Annotated in this window: 12 protein-coding genes; 4 read left to right on the top strand and 8 right to left on the bottom strand. The window is 74.2% G+C overall.

The features are described 5' to 3' along the window. Nucleotides 1-22: 22 nt before the first annotated feature. The 3 genes from ACWFQ8_RS19955 to ACWFQ8_RS19945 are packed head-to-tail and all read right to left on the bottom strand — an operon-like array spanning nt 23 to nt 3,344. The gene (locus ACWFQ8_RS19955; RefSeq protein ID WP_453787571.1) at nt 23-1,171 is read right to left on the bottom strand and encodes an acyl-CoA dehydrogenase family protein; all 1,149 of its coding nucleotides are present in this window, start codon (nt 1,169-1,171) and stop codon (nt 23-25) included. Further along, nucleotides 1,168-2,364 (bottom strand): acyl-CoA dehydrogenase family protein, encoded by a 1,197-nt coding sequence (locus ACWFQ8_RS19950; protein WP_453787570.1) that lies wholly within the window; start codon nt 2,362-2,364, stop codon nt 1,168-1,170. Before ACWFQ8_RS19950 ends, ACWFQ8_RS19955 begins: the two co-directional genes overlap by 4 nt. After that, the gene (locus ACWFQ8_RS19945) at nt 2,361-3,344 is read right to left on the bottom strand and encodes an NADPH:quinone oxidoreductase family protein (protein ID WP_453787569.1); all 984 of its coding nucleotides are present in this window, start codon (nt 3,342-3,344) and stop codon (nt 2,361-2,363) included. Before ACWFQ8_RS19945 ends, ACWFQ8_RS19950 begins: the two co-directional genes overlap by 4 nt. A gap of 555 nt (nt 3,345-3,899) precedes the next feature. Between ACWFQ8_RS19945 and ACWFQ8_RS19940 the strand changes: the two genes are divergently transcribed. Both ACWFQ8_RS19940 and ACWFQ8_RS19935 read left to right on the top strand, forming a co-directional pair. Then, nucleotides 3,900-5,054, top strand: coding sequence for a hypothetical protein (locus ACWFQ8_RS19940; protein ID WP_453787568.1), 1,155 nt, complete (start codon nt 3,900-3,902; stop codon nt 5,052-5,054). A gap of 50 nt (nt 5,055-5,104) precedes the next feature. After that, nucleotides 5,105-6,040 (top strand): SDR family oxidoreductase, encoded by a 936-nt coding sequence (locus ACWFQ8_RS19935; RefSeq protein ID WP_453787567.1) that lies wholly within the window; start codon nt 5,105-5,107, stop codon nt 6,038-6,040. Between the two features lie 80 nt (nt 6,041-6,120). Here the strand turns inward: ACWFQ8_RS19935 and ACWFQ8_RS19930 are convergent, their stop codons facing one another. The 5 genes from ACWFQ8_RS19930 to ACWFQ8_RS19910 all read right to left on the bottom strand — a co-directional run bounded on the left by ACWFQ8_RS19930 (nt 6,121) and on the right by ACWFQ8_RS19910 (nt 11,595). Beyond that, entirely contained in the window at nt 6,121-6,954 is an 834-nt protein-coding gene (locus ACWFQ8_RS19930; RefSeq protein ID WP_453787566.1) for an enoyl-CoA hydratase/isomerase family protein, read from the bottom strand. 52 nt (nt 6,955-7,006) lie between these two features. Continuing rightward, nucleotides 7,007-7,771 carry a PIG-L deacetylase family protein gene (locus ACWFQ8_RS19925; RefSeq protein ID WP_453787565.1) on the bottom strand — a complete coding sequence of 255 codons (765 nt, stop codon included), beginning with the start codon at nt 7,769-7,771 and terminating at the stop codon, nt 7,007-7,009. A gap of 81 nt (nt 7,772-7,852) precedes the next feature. Continuing rightward, a complete protein-coding gene (locus ACWFQ8_RS19920) occupies nt 7,853-9,163 on the bottom strand; it encodes an alpha/beta fold hydrolase (protein ID WP_453787564.1) in 1,311 nt (436 codons plus the stop codon). 193 nt (nt 9,164-9,356) lie between these two features. Next, entirely contained in the window at nt 9,357-10,442 is a 1,086-nt protein-coding gene (locus ACWFQ8_RS19915) for an S-(hydroxymethyl)mycothiol dehydrogenase (protein ID WP_453787563.1), read from the bottom strand. Between the two features lie 112 nt (nt 10,443-10,554). Then, complete coding sequence (locus ACWFQ8_RS19910; RefSeq protein WP_453787562.1) at nt 10,555-11,595, bottom strand: LysR substrate-binding domain-containing protein; 1,041 nt, start codon at nt 11,593-11,595, stop codon at nt 10,555-10,557. 71 nt (nt 11,596-11,666) lie between these two features. Between ACWFQ8_RS19910 and ACWFQ8_RS19905 the strand changes: the two genes are divergently transcribed. Further along, the gene (locus ACWFQ8_RS19905) at nt 11,667-12,674 is read left to right on the top strand and encodes a dihydrodipicolinate synthase family protein (RefSeq protein WP_453787561.1); all 1,008 of its coding nucleotides are present in this window, start codon (nt 11,667-11,669) and stop codon (nt 12,672-12,674) included. Between the two features lie 506 nt (nt 12,675-13,180). After that, on the top strand, nt 13,181-13,840 hold the full coding sequence (locus ACWFQ8_RS19900) for a LysM peptidoglycan-binding domain-containing protein (protein ID WP_453787560.1): 660 nt from the start codon (nt 13,181-13,183) through the stop codon (nt 13,838-13,840). Nucleotides 13,841-13,932 lie beyond the last annotated feature (92 nt).

Below are 13,932 nucleotides of genomic sequence, written 5' to 3'. Positions count from 1 at the left end.
GTCCGGTGCCGCCGGACGCGGGTCAGGGTGTCGGGAGTTCCGCGAACTCGGCGACCAGGCCGCGGTGGTGGCCCGCCGTGCCCAGGGCGAGGGAGTCGGCCTTGGCGCGCTTGAGGTAGAGGTGGGCCGGATGTTCCCAGGTCATGCCGATGCCGCCGTGCAACTGGACGCACTCCTCGGCGGCCCGGACGGCCACGCCCGAGCAGTAGGCCTGGGCGACGGCCACCGTGAGGGGCGCGTCCGCGGCTCCGGTGGCCAGGGCGTCCGCGGCGGCGCGCGCCACCGCGCGGGCGGAGGCCACGTCCAGCCAGAGCCGGGCGAGCCGGTGCTTGAGGGCCTGGAAGGAGCCGACGGGCCGGTTGAACTGGTGGCGGCCGCGTACGTACCCGACCGTCTCCGTCAGGCACCATTCGGCGATCCCCACCTGCTCCGACGCGAGCAGCCCCGCCCCGGACAGCAGGGCGCCGGCCACCGCCGCGCGGGCGGTCCCGGGGTCGGCCAGCCGGGTGCCGGCGGCGCCGTCGAGGGTGACGTCGGCGAGCGGACGGGTCAGGTCCAGCGGCACCCGCGCGGTGAGCCGCGCCGAGCCGGCCGGGACGGCGTACAGCCCGGTGTCGGCGAGCACGAGCAGCACGTCGGCGGCCGCCGCGTCCGCGACGGAGGTGACGGTGCCACTGAGCACGCCGCCGCCGGTGTCCCGGAGCGCTGCCGGCAGCGGCGCGCCGGGGGCCAGGGTCAGGGGTACGGCGGGGACGCAGACCTGCCGGCCGGAGGCCACCTCCCGCAGCAGCGGCGCCACTTCGTCCGGGTCGCAGCCGAGCAGGATCTCCGTGGCGAGCACCGCGCTCGTCAGGTACGGGACGGGCGCCACGGCCCGGCCCAGCTCCTCCAGGACCACGGCGGCCTCCCGGTGGCTCGCGCCCTGGCCGCCCAGCTTCTCCGGTACGAGGAGTCCGGCGGCGCCGATCGCGGTCGCGAGGGTGTCCCACAGGGCGGGGTCGTGCGGCCGTCCGCTCTCCGCGCGGGCCAGGACGCCCGCGGGGGCGCACCGGTCCCCGAGCAGGTCCCGTACGGCGGAGCGCAGTTCCTCCTCGGTCTCGGAGTAGAGCAGGTCCAGGGGCGCACTCGGGGCGGCGGCGGCCGCGTCGGTGGCGGGGGTGGCGTGGTTCATCGCGCGAGGTCCTTCCAGGCCAGGTCCTTGTCGTCGCGCGGCTCGGAGGGCAGGCCCAGCACGCGTTCGGCGACGATGTTGAGGAGGATTTCGCTGGTGCCGCCCTCGATGCTGTTGCCCTTGGCCCGCAGGTAGCGGTAGCCGGCGTCGCGGCCGGTGAAGTCGACCAGTTCGGGGCGGCGCATCGTCCAGTCCTCGTACAGCAGGCCCTCCTCGCCGAGGAGTTCGACCTCCAGTCCGCTGATCTCCTGGTTGAGGCGGGCGAAGGTGAGCTTCATCCCCGAGCCCTCGGGGCCGGGCTGTCCGGCGACGAGCTGCTGGCGCAGCCGCTCGCCGGTCAGGCGCGCGACCTCGGCCTCCACCCACAGTTCGAGCAGCCGCTGGTGGAGGGCGTGGGTGCGCAGCGCGGGGCGCTCGCGCCAGGCGGCGGCGACGCTCGCGATCATGCCGCCCTCGCGCGGGATGCGCATGCCGCCGATGGAGACGCGCTCGTTCATCAAGGTGGTGCGGGCGACCGCCCAGCCCTGGCCCACGGCGCCGAGGCGGTGCGCGTCGGGGATGCGGACGCCGGTGAGGAACACCTCGTTGAACTCGGCCTCGCCGGTGATCTGGCGCAGCGGCCGGACCTCGACGCCGGGGGCGTGCATGTCGCAGAGGAAGTAGGTGATGCCTTGGTGCTTGGGCAGATCGGGGTCGGTACGGGCGATCAGGATGGCCCAGCGGGCGCTGTGGGCGCTGGAGGTCCACACCTTCTGGCCGTCGACCACCCATTCGCCGGTGGCCTCGTCCAGGACGGCGCGGGTACCGAGCGCGGCCAGGTCGGATCCGGCGCCGGGCTCGCTGAACAGCTGGCACCACACCTCCTCCCCGGTCCACAGGGGGCGCAGGAAGCGGCGCTTCTGCTCCTCGGTGCCGTACGCGAGGACGGTCGGCGCGGCCATGCCGAGGCCGATGCCGATCCGGCGGGGGTCGTTGTCGGGGGCTCCGGCGGCCTCCAGCTCGGCGTCGACGGCGGCCTGGAAGGTGCGGGGCGCGCCGAGGCCGCCGAGGCCCTCGGGGTAGTGGACCCAGGCCAGTCCGGCGTCGAAGCGGGCGCGCAGGAATTCGGTCCGGGGCGTCCGCGCGGGCGGGTGCGCGGCGAGCAGCTCGCGCACCCGGGCGCCGAGTTCCCCGGCGGTCGGGGCGGCGGTCATCGGGTGCCCCCGTCCCGGGCGGGTACGACGACCAGCCGGCCGGTGGTGGCGCCGTCGGCGAGGCGCTGCACGGCGTCGGCGGCGCCGGTGAGCGGGACGCGTTCGCTGACGAGGGGTTTGATGGCGCCCTCCGCGGCGAGCCGGGTGAGTTCTGTGTGGCAGGCGAGGACGGCGGCGGGGTCCTTGGTGGCGTAGAGCCCCCAGTGGAGGCCGAGGATGGCGTAGTTCTTCACCAGGGCGTGGTTGAGGGCGGGGGTGGGGACGGTGCCGCCGGCGAAGCCGACGACGACGATCCTGCCCTCGAAGGCCACGCATTTGGCGGAGGCGGCGTAGGCGTCGCCGCCGACCGGGTCGTAGACGACGTCGGCGCCGTGGCCGCCGGTGAACTCCTTGACGCGGGCCGCGATCCCGGCGGTTCCCTCCGTCGCGCGGTCGATCACCAGGTCGCAGCCGAGCTCCTCGGCGGTGCGCGCCTTGGCCTTTCCGCCGACGACCCCGATGACGGTGGCGCCGGCGGCCTTGCCGAGCTGGACGGCGGCGCTGCCCACCCCGCCGGCGGCGGCGTGCACGAGGAGGGTTTCGCCGGACCGGAGCCGGGCCCTGCGGTGCAGGCCGAACCAGCCGGTCTGGTAGCCGATGTGGAGGGCGGCGGCCTCGGCGTCGTCGAGGGTGTCGGGGGCCGGGAGCAGGGCGCGCGCGGAGGCGGTGACGTACTCCGCGAAGCCGCCGTGCGGAAGGCTCGGGGTGGCGATGACGCGGCGGCCGTCCTCGGTCTCGCCGCAGATCTCGACCCCGGGGGTGAAGGGCAGCGGCGGCCGGATCTGGTACTGGCCCCGGACGAGCAGCGCGTCGGGGAAGTTGACGTTGGCTGCGAGCACCCGGAGCTTCACCTCGCCCTCGCCGGGCACCGGCTCGGGAACCTCTTCGAGGCGCATGGCCTCTCGGGGTTCGCCGGGGGTATGTACGCGCCATGCCTGCATCCGGGGCCTCCAGCCGCCGTCGAGGAACCACACTCTGCGGGCATACTAAGCGGTCGCTTGACGCTGTGGGAACCAGTCGGTCCGCAAGAGTCGGCGGATACCCGCGCCGGAAGGCCCGGCGCGGGCCCCGCGGGAGGCCCGGTGGACCCGCGGGCGAGGCCCGGCGAGGCCCGACGACAGGCCGGCAAGACCGCGCCCGAAGTCCCGGCGAGAGGCCCCGGGGGCCTCGGGAGGGCGCGGGAGAGGCTCAGGGAGGCTCGGGTTGGGAGCCCGGGAAGGCCGGCGGCAGCCCGGCGCGAGCCCGGGAAGACCGGCGACAGCCCGGGAAGACCGGCGAGAGCCCGGGGAGCCCGGCGGCAGCCGCCCCCGACGAGCCCGCCCCCGGCATCGCGCGCCGGCGGGGCCGGCCCGGGCACCGAGCGTGCCGATCCGTCCGCCGCGCGTGACATTCCGTCACTCCGGCACCAGACTGATCATGGTGCGAGCGCCCGTCCGCCAACGGCACGGGCGCGCGTGCCGTGCCGCAAGCACATGACACACAGGGGGACTTGCCCGATGAACAGCAACCGCATCAGACGCTCCACGTGCACCGCCGCCGCCGCGGCCGTCCTCGCGGGCCTCGTCACCGCCGCCGGCCCCGCCGCGGCGGCCGAGAGCGCGTGCACCCCGGAGATCGTCGCCCTGCCGTCCCTGACGGCGGACGGCAGCAGCGAGGTGACCGGCTTCGGACCGAACGGGCTGGCGGTCGGCGCCAGCGGCGGACTGCCCGTCTACTGGACCGCCGACCGTACCGTGCACGCCGTCCCGGTGCCGGCGGGCTTCCAGTCCGGCGCGGTCCGGGCGGTGAACGGCAAGGGCCTGATGGTCGGCACCCTCGTGAGCGGCGGCCCGGGCTCCGCCCGTGCGGCGTTCACCTACCGGCCGGGGGCCGCGTCGGTCCAGCTGATCAGCGGCACCGCTTCCGCGTCCACCGCGGCCGCTGACGTCAATGACGCGGGCCACGTGGTGGGCGTCGAGGCCGGTGTGGCGAAGGAATGGCTGGACGGCAAGGTGCTGCGCGAGCTCCCGCTGCCGCAGGACGCCCACCCGAGCACCACGATCAGCTCGGTGCGGGCGATCAACAAGCGGGGCGACATCGTCGGCACCGCCCGGACCGAGTACTGGGACGAGCCGAACGACCTGATCGTGGTCAAGAGCTTCCCGGTCGTCTGGCCCGCCGGCGGCTATCCGACGTACAGCCTCCCCATCTGGACCGAGGACGACCGCACCGTCGGCAGCCACGCGACGGACATCGACGACAAGGGGCGGGTCGTGGGGTACGAGCAGGAGAGCTACCGCGACGTCCAGCGCCGGACCCCGGCCGCCTGGAAGCGCCCCTATGACGCCCTGCCCACCGCCGTCGCCCCCGTCGCCGGCTACGCGAACGCGACGCTCGACTCCGTCAGCCCGACCACGAACGTGTCGGTCGGCACGGCCATGAACTACGTAGAGGGCTACGCCAACTACATCCACGCCGCGTACTGGCCGGGCCGGGGTCCGATGCTGGCCCTGCCCCTCCCGAACGGCGGCGGCCCGGACTGGCGCAGCGAGGCCACCGCGGTCTCGGACGACGACCGCGTCGGCGGCTGGTACCTGAACTGGCAGACCGGCGAGTCCAAGGCCCTGATCTGGACCTGCGCGGCCCAGCAGGCGTACGTGCCGCAGGGTTGATCCTGTCGCGGGCATGGTGATCTGCGCGTCCGCGCGCTATCGATGCCCGCATGACGGACGACATCCGGCGCGGTCTGCCCGCGCCTCCCCCGCTCGGCGCCGCCGCCCTGCCCCCCGGTACGTACGCGGGGCAGGTGGTCCTCGTGACCGGCGGCGGCACCGGGTTGGGCAAGGCCATCGCCGCCGAGTTCGCCCGGCTCGGCGCCGATCTGGTGATCGCGAGCCGGCGCGCCGGGCAGCTCCAGACCGCCCGGGAGGAACTGGCCGCCGTCCCCGGCGCGGGCCGGGTGCGGGCCGCCGTCTGCGACATCCGGGACCCCGAGCGGGTCGCGGACGTCTTCGACGCCGCACAGGCCGCGCTCGGCCTGCCGGACGTGCTGGTCAACAACGCGGCGGCCAACTTCCCCTGCCCCGCCGAGGATCTGTCGCCGAACGCCTGGCGGGCGGTGGTGGACATCACCCTGACGGGCACCTGGTTCATGACCCGGGAGTTCGGCCGCCGCCATCTCGCCGCGGGCACTGCCGGGTCGATCGTGAACATCGGCGCCTCGTACGCCTGGACCGGCGGGCCGGGCTTCGCCCACAGCTCGGCCGCCAAGGCCGGTGTGAAGAACTTGGTGGAGACGCTGGCCGTGGAGTGGGGCCCGTACGGGATCCAGATCAACGGACTCGTACCCGGGCTGTTCCCGCACGCCGACATGGCCGAGGACATCAGGGACGGTCTGGAGCGCGCCTCGCGCGGTGAGGGCTCCGGAGGCGGGGACTCTCCCCGTTCCGATCCTCAGGACCTGCGGCAACCCGCCCTGCGGGTCGGGGCGCCGCGCGAGCTCGGCTGGGCCGCCACCTTCCTGGCCTCGCCCTACGCCCGGTTCGTCACCGGCCACACCCTGGTGGTCGACGGCGCGAACTGGCAGCGCCGGTCTGTGGTCAACCCCGAGGTCGTGCCGGTGCGGGAGCAGTTGGGGCGTGCGCCGTTCGGCGGCTGACTCCAGGGGCACGTCCCGGCGCCGCCCGGCCGCGCCCGGCTTCGGGACCCGGGCGTCCCTCGCGTCCCGAGCGCCCCGGGTCAGCCTCCGGTGAAGTGCGGCGGGCGGCGGGCCGCCTTGGCGCCGTAGCCCTCCCGAGCGTCCTCGGAGGTGAGGGTCAGGGCCGCGGTCATCGCCACGCGGTCCAGCGCGGCGGGCAGGGCGGCGTCGGCGTAGGCGTCGACCGCCCGCTTGATGCCCTGGACCGCCAGCGGGGCGTTCGCGGCGATCTCCGCCGCCAGGGACCGCGCGGTGGACTCCAGCTCGGCTCCCGGCACGACCAGTTGGACCAGGTTCAGCCGCTCCGCCGTCGGGGCGTCGATGCGGCGGCCCGTGAGGGCGAGGTACTTGGCCCAGCCCGCGCCCGCCTCGCGGGCGATCCGGAGGTCCCCGCCGGCGTCCACCGCCACGCCCAGCCGGGCCTCGGGCAGGGCGAAGACGGCGTCCTGGGCCGCCACCCGGACGTCTGCCATCAGGGCCAGCTCGAATCCGAAGCCCAGGCAGTAGCCCTGGACGGCGGCGACCACCGGCTGCGGGAGCCGGGCGAGGACCGCGAACCGCTCGTGGACCCAGCGGATGCCCTCGTAGTAGTTGCGGGTGCGCTCGGCGGGCGACCCGCCGGTGATGGCACCGCCCGGCGCCGTGACGTCGATGCCCGCGCAGAACGCGCGCCCCTCGGCGCGCAGCAGGACCGCCCGCACCGACGGGTCGAAGCGGATCCGGTCCGCGAGCAGGCCCAGCTGGCGGGTGGACTCCCAGCTCCAGCCGTTGAGCCGGTCCGGGCGGCAGAGGGTCAGGGCGGCGATCCCGTCGGCGACGTCGAGCCGGATGCGCTCCTCACCCTCCGCGATGTCCGTGGACACGGTGTCGATCATCCGGCCCGCCCCTTCCCGCGATCTGACGAGCCGTCAGCCTAAGGGTGCCCGGTCAGCGGGGGAAGACCTCGAACGCCACCGCCGGACGGCCGCCGAACCGGGCCGCGGCCCGCCGCGCGTTGCCGGTGAGGAAGGTGCGGACGTACTCCTCGGGGTCCTCGTCCGTCAGCACCTCGACGTACGCCTTGTGCTCCAGGAGGGACGCGACGGAGCGCTCCATCCCCGGGCCGGCGTCGGTCGCGTGCGTGGGCGTGTCGGAGCCCGCCACGGCGACCCAGCGGACGCCGTCCCAGGGCTCCAGGCCCTGCTCCATGAGGAGTTCGGGGAAGATCCATCGGTTGCCCGCGTCGGCCGCCGCGTCCAGGGTGGCCCGGCCGACGGCCTTGTGGTCCGGGGTGTTCCAGAAGCCGCCGCCACCGGCCCCGCCCCACGTGTCGCGGTGGTTGAGGGTGACCACCAGCTCGGGGCGGTACCGACGGATGGCCGCGGCGATGTCCCGGCGCAGATCGAGTCCGTACTCGACGATCCCGTCGCGGTGGTCGAGGAACTCCACCTGCGACACCCCCACCACGGCCGCGCTCGCGCGCTGCTCGGCCTCCCGCAGCGGGGCGCAGTCCTCGGGGGCGATGGTGTCGATGCCCGCCTCACCGCGTGTGGCGAGGAGGTAGACGACCTCCCGGCCGCCGTCCGTCCAGTCCGCGATGGCGGCCGCGCAGCCGTACTCCAGGTCGTCGGGGTGGGCGACGACGGCGAGGGCGCGCTGCCAGTCGGTGGGCATGGGAGCCAAGGGCGCGGACTGATCCACTTCTTCGGTCATGTCTCGCAACCATAGGCCAACGGGCCGTCACGGGCAGGGTGGCGCTGCCGGTCCGCGGCCGCGCCGGGCGGTGGGGTGGGGTCAGGCCTCGTCCCGTACGAGGGCCAGCAGCCGGTCCAGGACCCGGGAGCCGCCCGCCCGGACGCCGTCGTGCTCGAACTCGTCCGTCACCCAGGTCCGCAGCCCCCGGATGGCGCGGGCGGTGCGCAGGGAGTGCTCGGTGTCCACGTAGAGGTCGTCGTGGTAGACGGCCGCCGCCACCGGCACCTCGTTGGCGGCGAGCCGCGCCGGGTCGTACAGGGGGCCCCAGCCGGTACGGGCCGCCAGCAGTTCGGCGGTCTCGCGCAGCGGGGCGAGGGCGGGATCGACGCCGAAGTGCCAGGGGTGCACGGTCTCGCCGGTGAACAGGAGCGGCTCGTCGCCCGCCAGGGTCTTCGCGGCGTCGAAGCGGGAGTGACCGGCGCGCACCCGGTCGGCGGCCCAGGCGGTGGGGACCGCCGGGTCCTGGGCGTAGATCGACTCGTGGATCAGCGCGTAGAGCGGGTGGCCGGCGAAGGAGAGCAGTCCGCGGGCCGCCTCCAGGAAGGCGTCGGAGAGCTCCGGGCCGGAAGGGGTCGGGACGAAGGCGTCCTCCAACAGGTAGTGCAGTTGGTGGCTGCCGTCGCCGGTGCCGAGCAGGATGCCCAGGGACTGGAAGGCGTCCGCGGTCAGGCGGTGGCCGCCGGGGAGTTCGGCCGGGTGGTGCGTGAGGTGTGCCGCGATCCGGCGGGCCCGGTCGACGTCCATCGGGTAGCGGTCGTAGTGGGCGCGGTTCTTGCGCTCCATGCGGACGTACGCGGCCTCGTACACCTCCTCGGCGGTGGCCGTCAGGGACGGGAGTCCGCCGGTGATCAGGGCCGCCGTGAGGCCCTCGGGGGCGGTGGAGAGGTAGTGGGTGGCGCAGAAGCCGCCGAAGCTCTGGCCGAGCACGGTCCAGGGCGCCCCGCCGGTCAGGAGGGGGCGGACGGCCTCGGCGTCGCGCACGATGGAGTCGGTACGGAAGTGCGCGAGGTAGTCGGCCTGCTGGGCGGGGGTGCCGCGCAGGGGCAGGGTCTGCCGGTTCACCGGCGTGGAGCGCCCGGTTCCGCGCTGGTCGAGCAGGAGCACGCGGTACTCGGTCAGGGCCCGGTCCAGCCACGCCTGCCGGCCGATGAACCGCCGGGCGCCGAAGCCCGGGCCGCCTTCGAGGTAGAGCAGCCAGGGGAGCGTCGCCGGGTCCTTGCCGGCGCCGACGACCTCGCGCGCGTACAGCTCGATTTGCTCCCCGTCGGGGCGGGTGTGGTCGAGCGGCACGGTGAAGTGGTGGTCGGTGAGGACCGTACCGGGCTGGCGGTAGCTGTGGGCGGTGGTCACGGACGTCCCTTGGGGTGCTAGGTGAGCGGGCTCCGCGGCCCCGGCCGGATCACGGACGGGGCCACGGACGGGGCAAGGGTGAGGCAGTGGTTTGGGTGAGGCCGGGGTGCGGGTGAGGCGGTGGTGCGGGTGAGGCCGGGGTGCGGGTGCGCACCGATCTTGCCGGGCGGTCGCCCGCTCCCGGTCTGCGGGATCAGAACGCGACCACCGAGCGGAGCACCTCGCCGCGTTCCATCCGCGCGAAGGCGTCCTCGACCCCGTCCAGCGGGATGGTCTCGGAGACGAAGGCGTCCAGGTCCAGCCGGCCCTGCAGGTAGAGGTCGATGAGCAGCGGGAAGTCCCGCTCGGGCAGGCAGTCCCCGTACCAGGAGGACTTCAGCGCGCCGCCCCGGCCGAAGACGTCGAGGAGGGGCAGTTCGAGCTTCATCTCCGGGGTCGGCACCCCGACGAGGACCACGGTCCCGGCGAGGTCGCGGGCGTAGAACGCCTGCCGGTAGGTCTCGGGCCGTCCCACCGCCTCGATGACCACGTCCGCGCCGTTCCCACCGGTCAGTCCCCGGACGGCCTCGACCACGTCCTGGGTGCGGCCGTTGACGGTGTGGGTGGCGCCGAGGCCGCGCGCCCACTCCAGCTTCCGGTCGTCCAGGTCCACCGCGATGATCCGGGAGGCGCCGGCCAGCCGGGCGCCCGCCACGGCCGCGTTGCCCACTCCCCCGCAGCCGATGACCGCGACGGAGTCCCCCCGCCCGACGCTGCCGGTGTTCAGGGCGGCTCCGAGGCCGGCCATCACACCGCAGCCGAGCAGTCCCGCCGCGGCCGGGGCGGCGGCCGGATCCACCTTGGTGCACTGTCCGGCCGCGACCAGCGTCTTCTCGGCGAAGGCACCGATACCGAGCGCCGGGGAGAGCGGCGTGCCGTCCTCCAAGGTCATGGGCTGTGTGGCGTTGTGCGTGGCGAAGCAGTACCAGGGCCGACCGCGCTTGCAGGCGCGGCAGTTGCCGCACACCGCACGCCAGTTCAGGACGACGAAGTCACCGGGCGCTACGGAGGTGACGTCCGGGCCGACCGATTCGACGATCCCGGCCGCCTCGTGGCCGAGCAGGAAGGGGAACTCGTCGTTGATGCCGCCCTCCCGGTAGTGCAGGTCGGTGTGGCACACGCCGCAGGCCTGTACCCGGACGAGGGCCTCGCCGGGTCCCGGGTCGGGCACGAGGATCGTCGTCGTCTCCACCGGTGCGCCCTTGCTCCGGGCGATGACCCCTCGTACGCGATGCGTCACTGCTACCCCGCTCTGGTCGGATCGGATCCCATGGAATCGATTCGAATCGAACCGAATCGAATCAGTCTGGATCACCGAACGTACACGGGCGGCACCCGGTACGGGAGTTGTGTCACGTCGCGGCGCGCGGCCCGGCCAGATCCCGTGGTACGCAGGCGCGAAGTGCCGCTCCGAAGGCGGCCACCGCGGGGTGGGAGGAGGCACCGCTGCGGAAGGCGAGGTTGGTGCGGCGCTGCATGTGCAGGCGGGTGAGGACGACGGCGGGGTCGGCCGGCCCCACGATGCCGAGCTGGGGCACCACGGCCACCCCCAGGCCGGCCGCGACCAGGGCGAGCACGGTGGCGAACTCGTCGACCTGGTGGCGTACGCGCGGCGTGAATCCGGCGGCCTGGCAGGCCCGTACGGTCATGGCGTGGCACAGGGTGCCGGGTGTGGCCGTGATCCAGGGCGCGCCCGCGTGGGTACGGAGGACCTCGCCCTGGTCGGGGGCGAGGGGCAGGCCGGGGCCGGCGGACCGGGCGGGTGTTCCGTCGGCGGATGGCGGCGGGGCGGGGGTCCGGGCCGAGGCGAGGGAGCGGACGGCGGGCCGGGCGTCGGCGGCGGGCCGGGCGGGGATGCCGGACGCGGGTGCGGCCAGGTACATGGCCTCCCCGTACAGCGGTTCGGTGGCGAGTCCCGGTTCCCGCGCCGAGGGCACGAAGTCGTACTCGTGGACCAGGGCCACGTCCAGGTCCCCGGCGCGCAGGGCGTGCGCGACGGCCGCCGGGTCGGTCTCGGACACCATCGGCTCCAGGCCCGGGTGGCGGCGGGCGAGGGCGACCAGGGCGGCGGGGACGATGGCCCGGGTGGCGGTGGGGAAGGCCCCGATCCGCAGCGCTCCGGCCAGGCCGTCGCGCGCCTCGGCGAGGTCGGCATCGGCCTGTTCCAGCCGTTCGAGGACCGCCTCGGCGTGCCGCACCAGGTTCTCGCCGGCCGGGGTCAGCCGGACCCGGCGGCCGGTGCGTTCCAGCAGGGGCAGACCGGCTTCGCGTTCGAGGACGCCGAGTTGCTGGGACACCGCCGAAGGGCTTAAGGCGAGGGCCTCGGCCACGGCGGCGATGGTGCCCCGGCGGGCGAGTTCACGCAGCAGGCGCAGGCGTCGTACGTCGAGCATCGGCTCAGCTTACGTGTCGGGTAAGAAATGCGAACTGGATTCGCGGCTCGGGGCAGGCCAGGCTCGACGGCATGGCACAGGACGCGAACGCGGCACGACCCACGACAGGCCCTTCGGCACGGACCGCCCCCCAGGAACCGGAAGCGCGCGGGGCACGGGACACGCCACGCCACGCCGGCGGGCCCCTGCCCCTGCGCGGGATCCACGTACCACTCATCACCCCCTTCACCCGGGCGGGCGACATCGCCGCCGACGCCTTGGAGGCGCTCGCCCACGAGGTGCTCGACGCGGGCGCCACCGGGATCGTCGCCCTCGGCACCACCGCCGAGGTGGCGACCCTCGACGAGGCGGAGCGCGATCTGGTCACCGACGTCTGCGCCCGGGTCTGCCGGGAACGGGGTGCGGCGCTGACCGTGGGCGCCGGGGCGAGCGGGACGCGCGCCGCCGAGGCCGCGCTGGCACGGCTGGCCCGATGGCCGGAGGCGCGGGCGGCGCTGGTGACCGTACCGTCGTTCGTCCGGCCTTCGGCGGCGGGCGTGCTGGCGCACTTCACGCGGCTGGCGCAGGTGAGCCCGCTTCCGCTGATCGTCTATCACATCCCGTACCGGACGGGGCAGTCGCTGGACGCCGCCGCGCTGCGGGCGCTGGGTTCGCTCCGGGGGGTGGCCGGCATCAAGTACGCGGGCGGCGGCGTCGACCAGGACACGGTGGCGCTCCTCGGTGACCTTCCGCACGGGTTCGAGGTGCTGGCCGGCGACGACGCGTACCTGTCGCCGATGCTGGCTCTCGGCGCGGCGGGCGGGATCCTGGCGTCCGCGCACCTGGCGACGGCCCGGTTCGTGGAGCTCGACGCGGCCTGGCGGGCGGGCGACGTGCCGCGGGCACGGCCGCTGGGGCACGCGCTGGCGCGGATGTCGGCGGCGGCCTTCGCCGAACCCAACCCGACGGTCGTCAAGGCCGTCCTGCACGCCCAGGGGCGCATCCCGACTCCGGACGTACGGCTGCCCCTGCTGCCCGCATCGGAGGCGGCGGTGGCACACGCGCTGAAGCGACTCGCGGAACTCCCGGGCGGCTCGTAGCGCCCCCTGCTCCCGTGCGGGCGGGAGCAGGGCGCTGCGCGCGGGCGGGCGGGCGGGCGGCTGACAAGGCGGGAGGGGACGGACGACGACAAAAGGGGCGGTCGCGGCGGTAACGAAGGGCGGCCGGCTCGATCGAGACGCCGGAAAGCGTCCTGGATGGGCGATTCGCCACCAACGCGCGAGTCGCCCCAAAGATGCATACGGAGAGCCGACTTGCCCGTAATGGGCACTGCGCTGCGCGCTCGTGATGTGAGTCACGCCGGGCGCGCCAACATCATTTCTTCCGGAACGCGGATTCCCTTTTCCCGGAAAGAAAGTTGGCCTTTCCCCGAGGATCCGACCAAGGTCATTCCTCGGGCTGATACCAAGAAGTCGATCTCTTTATGGAATTCGGCCCTTGTTCCGGCCCGACGAGCTCGCCTACGGTCACCCTCGTTCCAGGTGGCCCGCTTCCCGAACCGGCCGCCGCCAGGACTCTCCCGTCCCCCCACGTGAGGAATTCCGCCATGCCCGCACAGGGTAAGCACCGCCGGCCGAAGCACCGCCCGATCACCCGCAAGCTGGCCCTCGCCGGCACCGGCGGCGTGGCCCTCGCCCTGCCGCTGATCAGCACGACCCCCGCCGGCGCGGTGGAGAAGGCCGCCGCCCCGACGACGTACTCCGTAGTCGCCGGGGACACCCTTTCCAAGATCGCGGCGGCGCATTCCCTGACCGGTGGTTGGGAACAGCTCTACGCGGCCAACCGGGCCGGCGTCGGTGACAACCCGTCGGTGATCCGCCCGGGCCTCAAGCTGTCCTTGGGCGCCAAGGCGAAGGCGGCCGCTCCGGCCAAGACCACCGCCTACGCGAACAATCTCGACGGCTGGATCCGCGAGTCCCTCAGCGTGATGGCCAAGCACGGGATTCCCGGCACCTACAACGGAATTCACCGCAATATCATGCGGGAATCCTCGGGCAACCCGAACGCGATCAACAACTGGGATTCCAACGCCGCTGCCGGTATCCCGTCCAAGGGGCTGCTCCAGGTCATCGATCCGACCTTCCGCGCCTATCACGTGCCGGGCACCTCGATGAACTCGTACGACCCGGTCGCCAACATCACCGCGGCGTGCAAGTACGCGGCCGCGCGGTACGGCTCGATCGACAATGTGAACGGGCCCTATTAGTACTCCAGCTGTAGATCGTGATCTTTGCGTTGTTGGGCTGCTTGGCGCTGGTAGTGGCCGGCACGGGCTGGCTCGGTCTGGTGCGGTCGCGC

This window comes from Streptomyces sp. NPDC055254 (assembly GCF_053606025.1).
This window is presented reverse-complemented; position numbering and strand designations above follow the sequence as displayed.